This window comes from Embleya sp. AB8 (genome assembly GCF_049739465.1).
In the GTDB taxonomy this organism is placed as follows: Bacteria; Actinomycetota; Actinomycetes; order Streptomycetales; family Streptomycetaceae; genus Embleya.
This window is the reverse complement of the sequence record NZ_JBMHHY010000053.1, coordinates 1-19,509: the sequence shown is the minus strand read 5'-3', so window position 1 is coordinate 19,509 and position 19,509 is coordinate 1. Positions and strand designations below refer to the sequence as shown.

Sequence of the window (19,509 nt, the reverse complement as noted above, 5' to 3'; positions counted from 1 at the left end):
ACCGCAGCCGTCGCGGTGAACGTAACGGGTGGGCGGGCGGGCAACACCTCCCGAAGCTCAGGACCCGCCCGCAAGGGCCTTGCGCAGCCGCCTCGCCTCGACCAACGCGCGCGAACCACCCTTGCGGTCGGCGAATTCGGCCAGGCCGCGAATGGAGACGTCCCGAGCCCCCGCGCCCACGGCAGTCTCCGCGGCCAGGGACAACACGTCGGCCAACCCGGTGGCCTTCGTACCGGCCAACAGGTCCGGCAGGAAGCCCGTGAGCACCCCCCACACCGGCTCCCCCGCCCCCGCCCGCGCCGCGTCGCGAAGCGCGCCGACCACGCGCGTCGTCTTGACCCCCCGGGTGCGTACCGCCTCGCCCAGATCGCGGCCGAGCGCGGCGGTGTCCCACGCGTCGCCGCGCGCGCTCAGCGTGACGAACGCGTCGACCGCGCCGGTCCGGTCCTCGGCGGCCCGGGCACCGAGCGCGTAGGCCAGGGCGAGCGACATCCCCGAGCCGAGGGCGCCGTACGACTCGGCGAGCGCGGGCAGCACCTCCGCGCCTCGACACAGGTCATCGATCCCACGTTGCGTACGGATCGCCAGGTGCGCCGCGATCGTGTCCCGGTCCCGCGGCAACATGAGCGGCCAGCAGTGCAGATCGGGCTCGGTGCCCTGGGACCAGCCCGGACCACGCGCGGTGGCGCCCGGGTCGGCCAGGTCGAACAGGGTCAGTGCGCTCTTCGGCACGGTGTCCCCGGCGCCGGGGGCAACCGAGGCCAACGGCCCGTCGAAGTGCCGCCATTCCCGGTCCGCGGAGCAGAACTCGCGGTGGATCCGGGGGTAGCGCCCGCGCGTGACGACGGCCGGCGCGACGCCGCCGGCGGCCATCGTCCGGGCCACCCGGCGGCCCGCGGGTGACGCGAGTCGGCCGGCGCGGGTGATCAGCCCGGCGTCGAGTTCGGCGGGCAGCCGCAGCAGCGCCTGGTCGACGTCGCGCCCCCAGGGGGTGCGTCCGGACGCCTCCCACGTTTCCAGGCCCGCCACGAGGGCCTCAGGGTCCACGAAGCCGGTCGCGGTGGCGATCTCGGCCAGGTACGGCCCGGAGTACGGCACCCGCAGCCGCGTGCCCACCTCGTACAGGCGCGCCAGCAGGAAGCGCTGGGGTTGCTCGATCCGGTCGACGTCGACCCTGGAGCCCGGGATCAGGTCGTGGTCGCTCGCCTCGCTACCCTTGCCGAACAGGCTGCGGAACCAGCCCTGTCGGGTGCCGCCGCGGCCGGTGGCGGCGGCCACCATCGCGCCGACCGCTCCCTGCACCTGATGGACGAACCAGTCTTGCTCGACGATGTGCGCGTGGTGCTCGGTGAGCGGGAGCAGCGCGACGTGCAACGCCTGGCGGTCCCGGGCGTGTTCGCGCAGCATGGCCGCGATGATCCGCTCGACCGCGAGCGGGTCGGTGGCCATGCCGCGCGGGTTCACCCACGGGTTGGCGGTGCCCGCGAACAACACCGCGAGTTCCTCGGCCAGTTCGGCGGGCGAGCCGATCGGCGCGGGCAACTCGCGCGGCGGCGGCGGTCCGAGCGGCACCACGAGCTCCGCCACGGGCGCCCCACTCTCGCCGACCAGCGCCGCCGCCTCCGGGCGCAACGCGTCCCCGAGCATCGGGAGTTGGGCCCGGATCTCGTCGTATACCGGTTCGGCCTGGTCGGCGGGCAGCTTGCCGACGTGCTTGACGATCAGCGCGACCGCCCGCTCCTGGAGTTCGGTCGCGGTCGACCCGAACGCGGTGCCGGCGGTGGCGAGCAGCGCACCCGCGTGTTCCGGGTGTCGCTTGATCGCCTTGGCCAGCCAGGCGAGTTGGGCGCGGACCAGCTTCTTCTCGGCGCGGAAGAGCACACTGCGGCTCGCCTCGACGATCCGCTCCGGGTCGAGCCGGCCCGCGTCGTCCAACCGGCGCAGTACGTCCTGGGCCATCCCGGCCACCGGGGAGGGGGCGTCCGGGAGCAGTCGCAGATAGGTGTCCACGCGCGCGGCGAGTTCGTCGTCGGTGGGCGTGAGGGCGTCGTGCATCCGGAGGAACCCGCGCAGCGCGCCCGGGCGTTCGCCGCGCAGCAGGCGCGAGACGCAGCCGTCCAGGACCACGTCGCGCTCGATCACCTTCGCGTCCGCGAGTTCGGCCAGCGCGGGCACCCAGCCGGCCCGCTGGTCCAGGTGTTGCCCGGCGCCGGCGACCTCGAAGATCGCGGGCAGCAGTTCGGGGAGGTAGTGGTCGGTGCCGAGGTTTTCCACGAAGGTGCGTTCGGGGAGGTGGCGTAGCCGATACGGGCGCTCGCCCAGCTGCGCCATCCATCGGTTCACGAAGCCGGGCGTGGTCGGCGCGGGCAGCCCGGCACCGCGCACGAGCACGTCGACCAGCTCCCACTGATTGCCCCACGAGTCGGCGGTGATCTTCGCCGCCATCCGCCGAACGATCTCCGGTATCCAGGCCGGGTCGCGTTCGGCGAGCAGTGTGTAGACGGCCTCCTCGCCGTATGTTCCGAGCCGGTTCAAGTCCTCGCGCAGCAGCCACTGGGCGATCCCGGCCGGCCCGCCCAGGCACGCGACGCCCACGTAGCGCAGGGTACGCAGGCCGCGCGAGTCCTCCCGCAGCGAGCGGACCGCCTCCTTGTACGCCGGCAGCAGCGCGCGGCGCTCGGCCTCGGTGCGCCCGGCGAACAGCGCCACGAACGGCGCCGGATCGTCGGGACCGTCGCACGCGCGCAGCGCCGCCTGTACGTGCTCCCACGTCAGCGGCTCGCGGACGACCGGTGGTTCGGCCACGCCCGCCCCGGTCCCGGTCGTCCGCCCGGTCCCGGTCGTCGGCCCCGTCCCGGTCCTCGGCTCTGTCCCGGTCATCGGTTCGCCTCCCGTGTTGTGGTCGCTGTCGCGGCCACGGTGTCCGCCGAGTCGGCCCGGCCGGTCCGCCCCCGCACGATCTGGGTGGCCAGCAGATGTTTGCAGGGCCCCCGTCCGCCCCGATACTCGGCCCACCACTGGCACGTGCAGCTGCCGTCCCCGGCGAGCCGTAGGGCGTAGTCGCGCTCGCCGCTGCGCACCGTGGCACGTTCGCCGGCCGCGCTCAGCGTCACCGCGCCCGCCGCGACCAGCGTGTGCGCGTCCCGCAGGCGCGGGTTCATCCGCTCGACGCGGCCCGTGTCGTAGGGCAACTCGCGGTGGTAGTAGGCCGCCTCGGCGACGTCGTAGCCGATCCGCCCGCCGGTGCCCAGGCGGACCAGCGCGGCCCGCACCCGCTCGGTGTCCAGGCCCGAGCGGGCGGCCAACTCGCCGATCTCCACCCGGGGTTCCCAAGCCAGCAGGGCGGAGATCAGGTCGGCGTCGGCGGCGCCGGTCTCGCTCGCCAGGCCGGTGAGCACCGCGCCCTCGCCGGAGAAGCCGCGGGCCGGATCCGGGGACAGGGTCAAGGTCAGCCGCATGCCCGGCAGTTCGAGCTCCCAGGCGGAGGACACCGCGGTGCTGCGCGGGTGTACCGCGGGTCCGTAGACGCGCAGCGCGAGCGCGTGCCGCAACAGCCGGTTCAGTGCCTGGAGCCGGTCCGGCCCGGGCAGGCACACCGCGCCCGGCTGCGGGCGCGCGGTCAGCCGCAGCGCGCGGCCGGTCGGGATCGCCCACAGCGCCTGCCTGGTGCCCTTGGGCAGCGCCCGCAGGAAGCGCACCGCCTCGCCCGCCGAAAGTTCCGCGCGCAGGTCGAACCCGCCGGAGATCACCTGGACTTCGGCGAAGCCGCGCAACCAGCGCTCGGGCAGCGGCACCTTCTTCTCCACGACCGGTCCATCGAAGGTGGTGACCGTCACGTCGTCGGGGCCGACCGCCAGGTGCAGCGGATCCGCGCCGCCGACCTTGGCGAGCGCCTCACGCAGCGGCGTGTTGACGTCCACGTTGGTGGTGCCCGTGCCGAACATCTCGCCGTCGATCCCGGCGGGCAACACGTCGAGGCGGGCGTGCACACCGCAGCATGCGGAGAACGACTCGAAGCGCAACCGGTCGCCGTTGCCGGTGACCACCGGATCCAGCGAACCGGGGCGCAGCGGTTGGTAGTAGCGCGCCGCCGCGACGTCGGCGACCGCGAGCAGGCCGCCCGCCGCCGCCTCGGGTGCGGTCAGGAACCCGTCGAAGAAGCGCGGGAAGGGGGTCAGGCCGCGCGAACTCAGGCCGCCGCAGGTCTGTAGGCCCAGCGAGGGTGTGCCGTCGACGGCGGCCAGCGCGGACGAGCGCAGGTAGGTGAAGGAGTGCACCGGGGAGGACATGCGGACAACGTAGACAGCCCGTCCGACAGCGGGATTCGGGCCGCCGTCGCGAGCCGGCGGGGCGTCGCGCGTCGCGGGCGAACCGCTTTCGGCGCGCCTTCAAGGCGACTTCGGCGCGGTCGGCGATGCGCGACGCGCGATCGATTCACCCGTGTGCACGAGTCGGCCCACGTCATTCGCGCGGACCCGGATACGGCACGTGTCACGGACCGCGCGCGCAGCGTGGCGATTCGGGCCGTCCGTTCGCCGGAAACATCCGGATTACCCGACAGTAGAGGGGGATTCGCGGTGCCACGGCATCGATTAGGTGGTATCACCTGTGCGAGCATGGGCGGCTGGGGCCCGGGGTCCGAACATGACATGCCGAACTGCGGCACATGGTCGATCCGGGTGGGTGGTGGCACATCGTCAGAGAGTGCTGTTGTAACCATGATCCGAGGACGCGTGGCAACGCGCCGGCATACTATGCGCTGGTCCATTCAGCCGGAGGTAGCAGATGCCCGCAACGCAGCCGGGGAGCGGCTCGACGGTTCGCCGTATTCTCCTCGGTTCCCAGCTTCGCCGTCTGCGCGAAGCGAAGGGGATTTCGCGGGAGGAGGCCGGTTACGAGATCCGGGCCTCCGAATCGAAGATCAGCCGAATGGAACTGGGGCGCGTCAGCTTCAAGGAGCGAGACGTGGCTGATCTCCTGACCATGTACGGAGTGGGCGACGAGACCGAGCGCGCCGCGCTCCTCGGCCTGGCCGCGGAGGCGAACGCGCAGGGCTGGTGGCACAACTACAACGACATCCTGCCGAGTTGGTTCCAGGTCTACGTGGGCCTGGAGGAGGCCGCCTCGGTGATCCGCACCTACGAGGTGCAGTTCGTCCCCGGCCTGCTCCAGACCCCGGAGTACGCGCGGGCCGTGGTGATCGCCGGTCAGCCCTCCGCGTCGGCGGCCGAGGTCGACCGGCGGGTGGGTCTGCGGATGCAGCGCCAGTCGATCCTGTACCGCGACAAACCGCCCCGGTTGTGGGTGGTGTTGGACGAGGCGGCCCTGCGGCGGCCGATCGGCGGTCGGGATGTGATGCGTGATCAGGTGCGGCACCTGATCGAGATGGCCGCCCTGCCGAACGTCACGATCCAGATCATGCCGTTCCGGTTCGGTGCGCACGCGGCCGAGGGCGGCCCGTTCCTGTTGTTGCGGTTCCCGGAGAGCGACCTGCCGGACGTGGTCTACCTGGAACAGCTCACCAGCGCGCTGTATCTCGACAAGCGGGACGAGGTCGACGCGTACACCGAGGTCATGGACCGGTTGAGCGTGGACGGCATGCCGCCGGACAAGAGTGTGGACCTGCTCCAGCGGATCCTGAAGGAGAACTGAGCCGACCGTCGCGAGATCCCACCCGGGCGGCGCGACCCGGGCGGGCTTTCACGCGAGCAGGTTGTCGAAGTCCCCGTCCTTGACCCCGAGGATGAGCGCCTCGATCTCGGCGCGCGTATAGATCAGCGCCGGCCCGTCGGGGTGGCGCGAATTGCGGACCGCGACGTCGCCGTCCGGCAGCGCCGCCATTTCGACGCAATTGCCCTGCGAGTTGCTGCGGCGACTCTTCTGCCAGGTGACCCCGTCGAGCGCGGTCGCCGATACCCCGTTGTGCGTTGCCTGCATGACGCTTCTCCTGGACCTCTCGCCGAGCGACCCGACGGCGGTCGCCCGCCCCCGGTTGCGGCACGTGTCGTTCCTTCGTCCCGGTCCGTAGCAATTTCTTCCAGAACCGATCCGACTTACGCATGCACGTGCATCTGACCATGCATATGCAGCGTACAACGGTGATGATAGCGCAGCCGGACTTCTCTCACACGAGAGGGCGCAGGCATTCCTCAAGGTTTCAAAGGAAGCGTAAAAGCTCCTTAAGCGGGGCGGGACGAAACGGGCGTAGGAATGCAGAAAACCCGTCGAAGGATCGACGGGTAAACGCTTGGCACCCTTATCTGACTCCGAAAACGCCGCATTCGGTTGCCGCCACCGAATGTGAATTAAAACTCCCCGCAAACCTGCAACACATTGGTGCCTCGTCAACCGCCACGCAATGCGGTCCGCATGCTGCGGAACGTGTTTGTCAGGCGGGTATCTCGAACATCGCCCAGACGACCTTTCCGGTACGCCGACCCATGCCGTTCAATGGGAACCAGCCCCACGAATCACTGAAGCAACCGACCAGATACAGTCCGCGCCCGGATTCCTCGTCCTCACCGCCGACCTGCGCCTCGGGGAGGTTCTCGCCGGGGTCCTGAACCGCGCACATGACGCGCTCCCCCTTGCGCAGCAACGCCAGTTGGATGTTGTGCGCGACGTCGTCGGCGTCGTCGCGGCCGGCACCCAGACCGTGACACAGCGCATTCGTGACGAGCTCGGAGACGACCAGCGCCAGATCGTCCTCGATGCAGGCGGCCCCCCAGCCGGCGAGCACCGACTGAGTGAAGTCGCGGGCGGCCTTGACCGACTCACGACGCGCGGCCAGAGCTTGTATCGCGATATCGGATGTAGGGCCCATATCCCCGGCCAGAGGCTCCATCCACTGAAACGTCGACGTCCGGAACCCTGCGGGACTCGCGACGGTCATCCGTGCCTCCGAGCGGGTACTGGTCCCCGGCCTGTTGGGAACGCCGCCAGAGGACTCGCCTCACAGAGCGTCCATGCACATGCGCGTGCACATGCACACACTTCATTATGAGGATGCCGACCCCAACTGCAAGACCGGATGCACGTGCATCGACGATTTCTGCGTCTGCACCGCGCCGATGCACGTGCATTTCGATGGGCCAAGGGCCGCTTTACCGCCGGTTCCCGGACATTCAGGGAACCAGTCTTTTCTTTCTTTTGGCCTTACATCGGGAATAATCCGGACAACCTACGCACACAGTTGGCGGACGGTTCCCGTGCGTGGTCGCCGGACGGGACTCGGCGTCACGCCGTGGCGCCGGAGGGTTGTTGCGGGGTGTCCGTCGGCAGGCCCGCCGACCGGTTTCCGCGTCCGGTGAACTGGATCACCAGCGCCGCGCCGGCGAGCAGGAAGACCGCGAGCCCCGGACCGAGCTGCAGCCACGGCATCACCGCCGCCTTGGTGTTCTTGTTCGGGATGCTGTCCGCGGTCTGGAAGGTGTCGACGTTGCGGCCGATGTTCTCCACCAGGGCGTTGAACTTGGCCAGGATGCGATCGGTCTCCACCAGGCCCTTGCCGACCTTGGGGTACTGCGTGGCCAGCCGGGTGGTGAACTCGGCGGGCTGCTGCTTCAGCAGCGCGGCCATCGCCGGCAGCGACTTGGTCTTCATGCCGACCGCCATCTTGGTCAGCGTGTCCAGGTCGGTGTGCGCCTGCTGGTATCCGGCGGTGGTGAAGGTGGGGCGGAACGCGTCGAACATCTTGTCGCTCGCCTTGGTCTTGCCGATCACCCCGGTGGCGAGCGTGCCGATCACCATGGCCAGGCCGACCACCGCGGCCAGCGCCAGGCACACCGTGCTCAGCACGACCCGGTTGCCGACGAAGGAGAACAACAGCCCGCCGGCGCCCAGCACGAGCAGCACGATGCCCGGCACCAGATAGAGATAGGTGACCGCGGTGTTCGGGACATCCGCGGTGGGGATGGCGTCGGCCTCGCGGAAGTTCCCGGCCTGCGCGTCCATCGTGCTCGCGAGCTTGTTGAACCGGGGCATGATCGTGGGCACTTCCTTGAGGCCCTTGCCGACCTCGGGCGCGGTGACGCCCATCAGGTTGACCAGCTGCGGCGTGCTCACCCCGGCCTGCTGGGCCAGGCCCGGCAAGGTCTCGGTCTGCAGTTGCGCCAGCATCTCGTTCATCGTGACCAGGTCGGTCCGGCTCTGGGCGATTGCCGCGGGGGTGAACGCGGACCGGAAGTCGTTGGTCAGGTTGTCGACAGCCTGCGTCTTCTTCGGCAGGCCGGCGGCCAGCGGGAAGATGATCAGGGCCGCACCCAGCAGGGCGATCAGCACCAGCGCCACGTGGCGGTATGCACGCACAGCGGGTTCTCCCTTCGCTTTCCGTGATTCCTCGGATCGTATGGGTAATCGGCTCGATCGCCCAGGACCCGCATGGCGGAAAGCACCAGTTCTCGTTGTTTGTCACTCGGGCAGCCGATCTTTGCAAAGCGCAACCCGCCCGTCACCTACTGGCAAGTAATGTCATGGGATCGAGATCTCCGGCACATCGGCCGCTTCGACCGCCGATGCCCTGGATGGGTGTGGCGCGCGGGACTAACGTGCGCTCGCCGGCTCGTGCGAGCGGCGAGATGTGAACGGAGGTCGCCGGTGGATCTTGAACCGACGGAAGATCAACAGGCGGTACGGAGCGCCTTTTCGCGGTTCTTCGCGGATCGATGCCCGATTTCCGTGGTCCGCGCGGCCGAACCACTGGGCTTCGCGCCCGATCTGTGGCGACGCCTGGCCGCGCTCGGCGCTCCGGGAATGGCGCTGCCCGAGCGGGCCGGTGGCGGTGGCGCGACCCGACTGGAATTGACCCTGCTGTTGCACGAGGCCGGCCGGGTGCTGGCGCCGGTGCCGCTGAGCGGACATCTGGCCGCGTCGCGACTGCTCGTGGACACACCCTGGAGCGCGGAGGTGGCCGCCGGCACGTTGATCGCGGCACCGGCACTGCGGCCGACGGTGGACGGGCTGGCCCGGCTGCTGCCCGGCGGCGCGGTGGCCGATGTCGTGGTGGCCCTGGACGAGGACGAACTGGTCGCGGTGCGCGGCGAACCACCGCTGACCGCACCGGTCAACCACGCGGCGAGCCCCCTGGCCGACCGCTGGGTACGCGCCGACCGGGGTGGGCGGATCGTGCTGGCCGACGGCGCGGACGCGGGCCGGCGGTTCGCGGCGCTGCGGCGCGAGTGGCAGTTGTATATGGCGGCCACGCTCGCCGGGCTGGCCGAGCGCGCCCTCGAGTTGGCGGTGGCGTACACCCTGGAGCGCGAGCAGTTCGGCCGGCCGATCGGCGCGTTCCAGGCGGTCCAACAGGGGTTGGCCGATCTGGTCGGGCCGCTGGACGGGATCCGGCTGCTCACCGCGAAGGCCGCGTGGTGTGCCGACGAGGGTGATCCGGCCGAGGCCGCCAGGTTGGCGGTGATGGCCTTCCTGGCCGCGACCGACGTGGCGCGCACCACCACCTGTCGTGCGGTGCACTTCCACGGCGGCTACGGGGTCACCCTGGAATACGACGTGCAGCTCTACTTCCGCCGCGCCCGGGGCTGGCCGCTGGTACTGGGCGATCCGGACGAGGAGTACCGGCGGTTGGCCGACGATCTCTTCGGAGCCGAGGGGGGCAACTGATGGACTTCGAGCCGAAGGCGTCGGTCGAGGAGTTCCGCCGCCGGATCCGGGCGTTCGTGGCGGAGCACCTGACCGAGGAGATGATCGACCGGGCCCGACGCACGGGCACCTGCCACGACTGGGAGTTCCATCGCGCGCTGGCCGCGACCGGGGTGATCGCGGAGGGCATGGCCGGGCCGGACCGGGCCGGCGGGCGCGATCCGTTGGAGCTGTACGTCTTCTTCGACGAACTCGGCCTGGCCGACGCGCCGTTCTTCGGCCTGGCCAACACCATGCTGGTGGCGGGCATCGTCGAGCAGATCGGCAGCGCGTTCCATCGGGCCGAGGTACTCCCCCGGTTCCACCGCGGCGAGGCGATCGCGGCGCTCGGGTACAGCGAGCCGGGTTCGGGCTCGGACGTCGCCGCGGCGGCCACCCGCGCCGAGCTCGTCCCGGGCCGTCCGGACGAGCCGGTGTGGCTGGTGAACGGCCAGAAGATGTTCACCACGCTCGTGCACGAGGCCGGCTACGTGATCCTGCTGACCCGCACCGACCCCGACGTGGCCAAACATCGCGGACTGACCATGTTCCTGGTGCCGATGGACCTGCCGGGCATCTCCATCCGACCGGTGGCCACGATGGGCGGGGACCGGACCAACATCACCTGGTTCACCGACGTACGGGTGCCCGACCGCTGGCGACTGGGCGAGGTGAACGGTGGGTGGGACGTGATGAAGGTGGCGTTGGCCTACGAGCGCGGCGTGTTCGGGAACCTGAACCAGGGGGTGTCGCTGCTGCGCCGGTTCACCCGGTGGGCGGCCGACACCGGGGTGCTGGACGACCCGTCGGTCCGCAAACGGTTGGCCCGGATCGCCATCGACAACGAGATCACCGCGTTGCTCGCCCTGCGTCCGGCACTGCTCGCGAGCGCGGGCGGGTTGCCCACGACGGAGGGTTCGATCGCCAAGTTGTACGCGAGCGAGGCCTACAACCGCGCCGCCGAGGCGTGCCTGGACATGGCCGGCCCCGAGGGGCTGCTCGGCGAGCCGGGCGACGCGTGGTTCGTCGACCACGCGGCCCGGGACGCGCCGGTGACCACGATCTACGGCGGGACCAGCGAGATCCAGCGCAACAACATCGCCGAACACCGGCTGGGGCTGCCCAGGTCGCGGTGACGGGGAGCGCGCTCGCGCGTCCGGCGGACCGGCCGGGCGTGCGAGGGCGCGGTGGTTGCGGGGGTCCGCCCGGCGGATGCGGATGTCGCGGCGGCCCCGGGAGGTGGGGACCCGACGTCGCGCACAATCGCGTCGGGAGGCGGCCGGCGCGGGCCGCACGCGCGGTCGCCTCGGGGCGGCAGGTGCGGGCCGCGCTCGCGATCGCCTTGGGGGGCGGCGCGGGGCTGGCGCGCGGTTGCCTCGGGGTCCATCGGCCCCGGGCCGCGCGCGGTCCGGTGGCCCCGAGGGACGCGCCGGACCGCATCGCCCGGCGTATGCGGATAAGGCCGGCGCCGATCGCGGGCGGCCGAACAGGTGGCCTGCGGGCCCCGCGCTTCATGGCAGACTTCGGCACCGTTCACACCGGTGAGCGAAACGGAGTTTCTGCCATGCGCCCGCTGCACGACGAGGACCCTTCGAACGTCGGCGCCTACCGATTGGTGGGCCGGCTCGGCGAGGGGACCACGGCTCGGACCTATCTGGGCGCCGCGCCCGACGACGCACCCGTCGTCGTGCGGGTGATCCGGGCCGACCTCGGGCGTGACCCGGCCTTTCGCACCCGCTTCGGGGAAGAGGTGGCCGCCGCGCGGCGGTTGCCCGGTCCCGGCACGGCGGTGGTGCTGGACGCGGAGACCACGGGCCGGCAACTCTGGTACGCCACCACGCACATCCCCGGACCCACGCTGGCCGAGACGGTGCGTCGGCACGGCCCCCTGCCCGGCCATTCGCTGCGCGCCCTGGCCGGGGAACTCGCGGGCGCACTGGCCCTGTTGCACTCGGCCGGGCTGTACCACGGGCGGCTCGACCCGGGCGCGGTGTTGCTCGATCCGAACGGACCTCGGCTGCCGCACGTCGGGGTCGCGCACGGCTCGCCGGGCTCGTTCGGCTCGGCGGTGACCGCGGACGGTGTGGTGATCGGCACCGTGCTCGACTCGCCCGGGTTCCGTTCGCCGGAGCAGGTACGGGATCTGACGGTGGGTCCGGCGACGGACGTGTTCTCGCTCGGCTCGGTCCTCGCGTTCGCGGCGACCGGTGTGGGTCCCTTCGACCTGGGCGGGGAGGGTTCGCCGGCCGATCGGGTCGCCGAGGGTGAACCCGAACTCGGCGACGTGCCGGCGTCGTTGCGGAATCTGCTCGCGGCGTGTCTGGTCAAGGACCCGGCGCGGCGGCCCACGCCGGAGGAGGTGGTCCGGGTCGCGGCCGGGACACCCGGGCCGACCTGGCTGCCGACGGCCACCGCCGCGTGGGTGGCGGAGCGGGTGGCCCATCCGTGGGAGCCGCCGGAGCCGATGCCGGGCAGCGAGCCGTACGCGACGGGCACGGTGCCGGCGCCGCCGATGGGGAGCACGCCGGCCGCGCCGGAGCCGGCGCCTTCGGCCGCCCGGCCGCCCGCGTCCGCACCCGGGCCGTCGCCGTCGGCGTCGCCTGCGACTTCGCCCCCGGGGAGCACGTCGGCCGACGCGTCGGTGCCATCGCGACCCGCGCACGCCGGGTCACCCGCTCGGGAGGACGGGCCCACCGGCGCGCGCCGGGCCCGCTCTCGGGCCAAGTCGCGGCGGGGCTTCCTCGCGGTGGCGGCCGGCGCCGCCGTGCTCGGTGGCGGCGCCGCGGTCTGGGGGCTGACCCGGGGCGGCGACTCGCCCAAGGCCGCGCCGAAGAAGCCGGTGCCACCGCCGCGGACGGCCCCGGCCGGCACCGTGCCGAGCACCCCCGGCCGGGTCCAGGAGATCAGCGTCTGGACCGCGGAGAACCTGATGCCCACCTCGCTCCTGGGCGATCTGGGCCTGGAGTTCGTCAAGACCGGCACCGGCGCCCGGCTGAACACCCGGGTGCACCCGAGGGCCGGCTACCCCCAGGCCCTGGAGCAGGCGTTGCGCGCGGGGCGGGGGCCGGACGTGTTCGAGCTCGACCTGCTCACCCTGGCCCGGTTCAACGCGGCCGACCTGGTGATGGACCTGACGCCGCATCAGAGCCGGTTGGACGGCGGCACCTGGTTCTCCGCCGTACGGGCCGCGGTCACCTCGGGCGGGCGGGTCCTGGCCCTGCCGCTGGCCGCGAGCGTGCCGGTGGTGCTGTACGACCGGGGCCTGTTCCAGGCGGCGCAGGTGGGGGTGCCGACGGACCGGGTGACGTGGGTCGCGGACCTGGAGAAGCTCAAGCTCGCGAACGCGACCAATCCCGATTTTCGCGCGGTGTACGTCCCCGGCGGGGCCTGGCCGGTGTTGGCCTCGTGTGTGTGGGAGGACGACGGCACCATCGCGGTCCAGGAGGGCGACGCCTGGCGCGGCACGCTGGACCTGCCCGGCTCGGTCGAGGGGGCCAGGTTCTTCCGACACCTCCAGTCCTACGCGCCGGACGCGGGGGCCGTGGCCAACGACGATCCGGCGATCGCGGCCCGGATCGCGCGCGGCGGCGTCGCGTCGGCGATCGCCGACTCGGCGCTGTACGACGCGGTGACGGCGGCGAATCCGGCGCTGCGCGCGGTGTTGGGCGCGTTCCCGATCCCGGGCCGGACGGCGGGCAAACCGGCCGCGGTCGGCGTGCGCGGTACGGTCCTGGCGGTATCCGCCGCGAGCCTGTTCAAGGAGGCCGCGATCGACCTCCTCGCGCTGCTCGGCACCGACCGCTGGCGGGCCCGGATAGCCGGCGAGGGCCGCCTGGTCCCGGTCCGTACCGGCCTGGACCGGGCCGTCCCGGCCGACAACCCGATGATCCCCGCCGCGATCGCCGCCCTCCCGATGGGTGGCCGCGCCTATCCGGTGGCCCCGGGCTGGTCCGACCGCCCACTGACCGAACTGTCCCGGCAAACCCTGGCCGGCACCGACCCGTTGGCCGCCGCAGCCGCCGCGAACACCATCGTCGCCCGCGAATTCGGCACACCCCCACCGGGTTGACGGGCGCCCCGGGCGACGGGGCACGGCCGGCGCCGCGGGCCGGCGGGCCGGGTGCCACCGAATTGACGGAAGTCCCAGGCGACGGCGAACGCCTCGCGGCCTAAGGTGTGGCGTCATCTGATGATCCTGCTATCGGAGGAGTCGCACCGTGCCGTCGTGGAACGACGACCCGAATGCGTCGACGGAAGACGACGCCTCGGCCAACCCGCCCCCTCGGCCCACCTACGCGCCGATGGCCGTGCCGCCGCCCCCACAGCAGCCCGCCGGACCGCCGCCACCTCCGCAGTACCCGGCCGGGCCGCCGCCCGTGCCGCAGTATCCCGGCGGCCCGCCGCAGTACCCCGACGTGCCGCCGCCCCCGCCGAGTTGGGGACCACAACCACCCGCCGGCGGCACCGGCGGCGGCGGTTCGTCCCGGCGCAACGTGCTCGTCGCCGGCTCGGTCGCGGCGGTCGTCGCGGCCGGTGGCGGAGTCGCCGCGTGGCTGCTCACCCGCGACAACGGCAAGTCGGCCGCGCCCAAGCCGTCGCCGCCGCCGCCGACCACCGGGCCCCCCGCGCCCCCCGTTCCGCCGCCCACACCGGACGCGCCGCCCGCGACCGAGAGCGCCCCGTACACGCTCACCGTGTGGCAGGAGAAGATCTTCACCCCGGGCGTCGACCAGGCCAAGACGAACACCGACCTGGGCAACGCGCTGGTCAAGGTGGACCCGCTGGGGAGCACCCGGATGGACGTCCAGGAGTTCATCGACCAGCAGAAACTGGACACCGCGCTGGCCGCCGGCAACGGCCCCGACATCTTCCAGTTGGACACGCTGAGCCTGGCCCGCCGGGTCCGCCGCGGCACACTGCTCGACCTGACCCCGTACGCCGGCCGGCTGAACGTGGACGGCTGGCATCCGGCGGCCCGGGCCGCCTGCACGTTCGACGGCAAGCTGTACGCGCTGCCGATGGACGTCTACGTGCCGGTCGTGATCTACGACAAGCGGCTGTGCGACCCGGCCGGGTTCGTCGTACCGCACACGCGCGACGAGTGGTTCGCCGAACTGGACAAGCTCAAGCGGTTCCACGCGAGCGACCCCAAGTTCGAGGCGCTGCACCTGACCGGCAAGGCCTGGCAGCAGTTGGCCGCCTGCCTGTTCGAGGCCGGCTGCGAGATCGCGGTGCGCGACGGCGAGCACTGGACCGGGCGCCTGGGCACCCCCGCCGGCAAGGACGGGATCGGCTACTTCCAGCGGCTCCAGGCCTATTCGTCCGCGCCGAAGAACGTCGAGGAGTACAAGGACCCGGCGGGCTCGATCAGCGCGGTGCTCACGGCCGGCAAGGCGGCGATGGTGATCCAGCCCGACTGGGTCTTCGCCGACCTGCTGCGCTCCTCCCCCGAGACGGCCCGCAATCTGGCCGCGTTCCCGATGCCCGGCCCCACCTCGGACAAGCCGGGCCCGGTCGGGGTGTGGGGCGGGGTGTTCGCGGTGAACGCGAAGACCGCGCACCCGGTCGGCGCGAGCAATCTGCTCCGGGTGTTGTCCTCGGCACCCTGGCAGGAGCGCTGGGCCAACGAGAACGAGACGCCGCCGGCCATGGCCGACCTGACCACCACCTCGGGCACCGCCAACCTGCTGCGCCCGGCCACCCTGGCCGCGCTCAAGGAGAGCCGGCCCTACCCGCAGGCGCCCGGCTGGACGGCCGGGCCGCTCAAGGACTTCGCCGAGGACGTACTGGCCAAGGGCCTGGACCCGAGCGTCGTCGGACCGGTCCGGGACCTGGATATCGCGCGGATCTTCAACCGGGATTCGTAGCGCCGATCGAACGTCGATCGAGCGTCGGCCGCGCCGCCGACTGCCGACCCGCGCCGTGCCGTCACCCACACGGCGCAAAAACCTCAAGCGTAAGCCCGCCGCGGCGCACTGCGGCGGGCTTCGCGCATTCCCCACCCTCCGCGTTCGGACCGCCGCGTACCGTCGGGTCACTTCCCCTTCGGGCGACCGGCGGTTTCCGGCTTCGGTGGTACATGTCCGGCCGGACCGGTCGCTCTCCGAGCACACGAGGATGCGGTCCGTCATGTCCGGAAGTCCCGATCCCTCCCGGGCCGATCTGCTGCGCGACAGCCTCGCGGCCGTCGCGCCCGCCGCCCAAGATCTGGTCTCGCACTTCTACGCGTTGTTGTTCCTGCACCGACCCGACCTGCGCGCGCTCTTCCCGCCGGCGATGGACCTGCAACGCGACCGGCTGCTCGCCGCCCTGCTCCGGCTCGGCTCCGGCCGCGACGAGCCGCACGAACTACGGCGGTTCCTAAGGCAGTTGGGCCGCGACCACCGCAAGTACGGGGTACTGGACGAGCACTACGACGCGGTCGGCGGCGCGCTGATCGGCGCATTGGCCCGCTACCTGGGCAACCGCTGGACGCCCGAACTGCGGGCCGCCTGGCTGGAGGTGTACACCTGGGCCGCCTCGGTGATGATCGAGGCCGCCGCCGACGATGCCGAGGAGGCGCCGGCCTGGTGGGACGCGGTGATCACCGGACACGAGCCGCGCGGCCGGGACATCGCGGTGATCACCGTCGAGCCGGATCGGCCGCTGCCCTACCACCCGGGCCAGCACGTCTCGGTGGAGACGCCGTGGTGGCCCAGGGTCTGGCGGCACTACTCGATCGCCAACGCCCCGCGCGTGGACGGTCGCCTGGAGTTGCACGTGCGGGCGATACCGGCGGGCTGGGTGAGCAACGCGCTGGTACACCGGGCCCGGATCGGCGACCGGATCCGGCTCGGCCCGGCGCGCGGCGGCCTGGTGTTGCGCGGCGAGACGTTGCGCCGCGCGCTGTGCGTGGCCTCCGGCACCGGACTGGCCCCGATCAAGGCGCTGGTCGAACACATGGCGCAGCGTCAGTTGGCGAACCGCGCCTACGTGTTCATCGGCGCGAAGTACGGCACGGACCTCTACGACCTGCACGCGCTGGCCGCGATGGCCGAGGTGTACCCGTGGTTGAACGTGGTCCCGGCGGTGACCCACGACCGCTCGTTCGCGGGCGATCGGGGCGCGCTGCCCGATGTGCTGGCCCGCTACGGCCACTGGCACGACCACGACGTGTTCGTCAGCGGCTCGGCGGCCATGGTCGCGGCCACCACACACCGCCTGACCGGCGAGCTGGGAGTGACCCCGCAGCGCCTGCACACCGAGAGTCTGGACCCGCTCGCACCGCGTCCCGAACCGGCCCGGCGCCGCTGAGCTGCGGACTCCCGGGCGCGGGGGCGTAACGTACGGATCGTCAGGGTCCGAGTCCTGACGACCCGGTTCGAGCACCGCAGGAGCGCCGCATGGTCAGCAAGCCGCCCGTGGACGACGTCGGCGACGAGGGCCTCGTGGTCGGCCCACCCAAGGAATACGCGGCCGGACTGCCGGCCGTCGTCTGGTCGCTGCGCCACGCGGGCCGGCAGATGGGGGTGCGGCGCAGCCTGCTGACCCTGGTTCAGGTCAACCAGAAGCAGGGCTTCGACTGCCCCGGCTGCGCGTGGCCCGAGCCCGAGCATCGCAGCGTCGCCGAGTTCTGCGAGAACGGCGCCAAGGCGGTGGCCGAGGAGGCCACGGTCCGCCGGGTGGGCGCCGAGTTCTTCGCCGCGCACCCGGTGGCCGAGTTGGCCGCCAAGTCGGACTACTGGCTGGGTCAGCAGGGCCGGTTGACCGAGCCGATGTACCTCGCCGAGGGCGCGACGCACTACGCGCCGATCTCCTGGGAGGGCGCGTTCGACGTGATCGCCGAGGAGTTGACGGCGCTCGACTCGCCCGATCAGGCCGCGTTCTACACCTCCGGGCGGACCGGCAACGAGGCCGCGTTCGTATACCAGCTGTTCGTGCGGGCGTTCGGCACGAACAATCTGCCGGACTGCTCCAACATGTGCCACGAGTCGAGCGGCTCGGCGCTCACCCAGACCCTCGGGGTCGGCAAGGGCAGCGTGTCGCTGGAGGACCTCTACCAGGCCGACCTGATCTTCGTGGTGGGCCAGAATCCGGGCACCAACCACCCCCGGATGTTGTCCGCGCTGGAGAAGGCCAAGCAGGCGGGCGCCTCGATCGTGGCGGTCAATCCGCTGCCCGAAGCCGGGTTGTTGCGGTTCAAGAATCCGCAGAAGGTCTCCGGCATGCTCGGCTCCGGCACCCAACTGACCGACGAGTTCGCGCAGATCCGGGTGAACGGGGACCTGGCGCTGTTCCGCGCGCTGAACCGGTTGTTGCTCGAGGCCGAGGACGAGGCGCCCGGGACCGTGCTCGACCGCGCGTTCATCGACGAATACGCGCACGGGTTCGACGAGTTCGCGGCGGACGTACGGACCACGCCGTGGCCGGACGTGCTGGAGGCGACCGGGCTCGACCGGGCGCAGATCGAGCGCATCCATCGGCGGGTGCTCGGTTCGCGGCGGATCGTGGTGTGTTGGGCGATGGGCCTGACCCAGCACAAGAATTCGGTGCCGACGATCCGCGAGGTGGTCAACTTCCTGCTGCTGCGCGGCAACGTCGGCCGCCCGGGGGCGGGGGTGTGCCCGGTCCGCGGGCACAGCAACGTGCAGGGCGACCGGACGATGGGCATCTACGAGAAGCCCTCGGCGGCGTTCCTGGACGCGTTGGAGAAGGAGTTCGGCTTCGCCCCGCCGCGCGCGCACGGGCACGACGTGGTGGACGCGATCCGGGCGATGCGCGACGAGTCGGTGCGGGTGTTCCTGGCCGTCGGCGGCAACTTCGTCTCGGCGACCCCGGATACCACGGCGACCGAGGCCGCGTTGCGGGCCACTCGGCTGACCGTGCAGGTGTCCACCAAGCTCAATCGCTCGCATACGGTCACCGGGCGCCAGGCGCTGATCCTGCCCACGCTCGGCCGGACCGAGCGGGACCAGTTCGTCACGGTCGAGGACTCGATGAGCGCGGTGCACATGTCGCGCGGCAAACTGCCGCCCGCCTCGGCGCAGTTGCGGTCCGAGGTGGCGATCGTCTGCGGGCTCGCCGAGCGGGTGCTCGGCGATCGGGTGTCGGTGCCGTGGGGCGACTTCGCGCGCGACTACGACCTGATCCGGGATCGCATCGAGCGGGTGATCCCGGGCTTCACCGACTTCAACCGCCGGGTGCGCGAGCCCGGCGGCTTCGTCCTGCCGCACGGGCCGCGCGACGCACGGAAGTTCCCGACCACGACCGGGAAGGCCAACTTCTCCCGCAACGACCTCGCGGTGTTGCGGGTGCCGGCCGGTCGGCTGATCCTGCAGACGGTGCGCTCGCACGACCAGTACAACACCACGATCTACGGCCTCGACGATCGTTACCGAGGGATCAAGCAGGGTCGCCGGGTGGTCTTCGTCAACCCGGCCGACCTGGCCGAACGAGGCATCGCGGACGGCTCGTTGGTGGACCTGATCAGCGAGTGGCACGACGGCAGCGAGCGCCGTGCCGAGGCGTTCCGGGTGGTCGCCTACGACACGGCGGTGGGGTGCGCGGCGGCGTACTTCCCGGAGACGAATGTGCTGGTGCCGCTGGACAGCACGGCGGACGAAAGCAACACGCCCACCTCGAAGTCGATCGTGATCCGGTTGGCGCCGCACACGCACTGACTTCGCCGCCTTCGGCCAACAGGACCACACCGAAGGACCGCAACTCCCGGAGACCGAGACCGCGACCCTCTCGCCCAAAGGTCCGCAAACACCCCAGCCCGTCCGGCGCTTGAGGACAAGCGGGCCGCAGGCCGGCCACGGGCGCAGGGGGCCACCCCCGGAGACCGGGACCGCAACCCTGCGCCCCAAGCCCCGCAAACACCCCAGCCCGTCCGGC

Annotated in this window: 12 protein-coding genes; 7 read left to right on the top strand and 5 right to left on the bottom strand. The window is 71.9% G+C overall.

Features of this window, described 5'->3' with window-relative positions:
- Positions 1-57: 57 nt before the first annotated feature.
- Together ABIA38_RS44085 and ABIA38_RS44080 are read right to left on the bottom strand one after the other, a co-directional pair.
- Positions 58-2,880, bottom strand: coding sequence for a DUF6493 family protein (locus tag ABIA38_RS44085; protein ID WP_424644689.1), 2,823 nt, complete (start codon positions 2,878-2,880; stop codon positions 58-60).
- Positions 2,877-4,289, bottom strand: a complete 1,413-nt coding sequence (locus ABIA38_RS44080; RefSeq protein ID WP_424644688.1) for an SWIM zinc finger family protein — start codon at positions 4,287-4,289, stop codon at positions 2,877-2,879. Before ABIA38_RS44080 ends, ABIA38_RS44085 begins: the two co-directional genes overlap by 4 nt.
- A gap of 496 nt (positions 4,290-4,785) precedes the next feature.
- Between ABIA38_RS44080 and ABIA38_RS44075 the strand changes: the two genes are divergently transcribed.
- A complete protein-coding gene (locus tag ABIA38_RS44075; RefSeq protein ID WP_026219056.1) occupies positions 4,786-5,652 on the top strand; it encodes a helix-turn-helix domain-containing protein in 867 nt (288 codons plus the stop codon).
- 48 nt (positions 5,653-5,700) lie between these two features.
- Here the strand turns inward: ABIA38_RS44075 and ABIA38_RS44070 are convergent, their stop codons facing one another.
- The 3 genes from ABIA38_RS44070 to ABIA38_RS44060 form a co-directional block, all read right to left on the bottom strand.
- Positions 5,701-5,937 (bottom strand): DUF397 domain-containing protein, encoded by a 237-nt coding sequence (locus tag ABIA38_RS44070; protein WP_020554482.1) that lies wholly within the window; start codon positions 5,935-5,937, stop codon positions 5,701-5,703.
- A 451-nt stretch (positions 5,938-6,388) separates the two neighbouring features.
- The gene (locus tag ABIA38_RS44065; RefSeq protein ID WP_424644687.1) at positions 6,389-6,844 is read right to left on the bottom strand and encodes an ATP-binding protein; all 456 of its coding nucleotides are present in this window, start codon (positions 6,842-6,844) and stop codon (positions 6,389-6,391) included.
- Between the two features lie 392 nt (positions 6,845-7,236).
- The gene (locus ABIA38_RS44060; protein ID WP_424644686.1) at positions 7,237-8,307 is read right to left on the bottom strand and encodes a hypothetical protein; all 1,071 of its coding nucleotides are present in this window, start codon (positions 8,305-8,307) and stop codon (positions 7,237-7,239) included.
- 288 nt (positions 8,308-8,595) lie between these two features.
- Here ABIA38_RS44060 and ABIA38_RS44055 point away from each other — a divergent pair, with 288 nt between their 5' ends.
- From ABIA38_RS44055 to ABIA38_RS44030, 6 genes are all read left to right on the top strand, one after another.
- Complete coding sequence (locus ABIA38_RS44055; RefSeq protein WP_424644685.1) at positions 8,596-9,615, top strand: acyl-CoA dehydrogenase family protein; 1,020 nt, start codon at positions 8,596-8,598, stop codon at positions 9,613-9,615.
- Complete coding sequence (locus ABIA38_RS44050) at positions 9,615-10,769, top strand: acyl-CoA dehydrogenase family protein (RefSeq protein WP_424644684.1); 1,155 nt, start codon at positions 9,615-9,617, stop codon at positions 10,767-10,769. Before ABIA38_RS44055 ends, ABIA38_RS44050 begins: the two co-directional genes overlap by 1 nt.
- A gap of 428 nt (positions 10,770-11,197) precedes the next feature.
- The gene (locus ABIA38_RS44045) at positions 11,198-13,702 is read left to right on the top strand and encodes a serine/threonine-protein kinase (protein WP_424644683.1); all 2,505 of its coding nucleotides are present in this window, start codon (positions 11,198-11,200) and stop codon (positions 13,700-13,702) included.
- Between the two features lie 148 nt (positions 13,703-13,850).
- Positions 13,851-15,500, top strand: coding sequence for an ABC transporter substrate-binding protein (locus tag ABIA38_RS44040; protein ID WP_424644682.1), 1,650 nt, complete (start codon positions 13,851-13,853; stop codon positions 15,498-15,500).
- A 262-nt stretch (positions 15,501-15,762) separates the two neighbouring features.
- Positions 15,763-16,926, top strand: coding sequence for a globin domain-containing protein (locus tag ABIA38_RS44035; protein WP_424644681.1), 1,164 nt, complete (start codon positions 15,763-15,765; stop codon positions 16,924-16,926).
- Positions 16,927-17,015: 89 nt separating this feature from the next.
- Positions 17,016-19,292: an FdhF/YdeP family oxidoreductase gene (locus ABIA38_RS44030; RefSeq protein ID WP_424644680.1), complete on the top strand. Its 2,277-nt coding sequence runs from the start codon at positions 17,016-17,018 to the stop codon at positions 19,290-19,292.
- Positions 19,293-19,509: the final 217 nt, after the last annotated feature.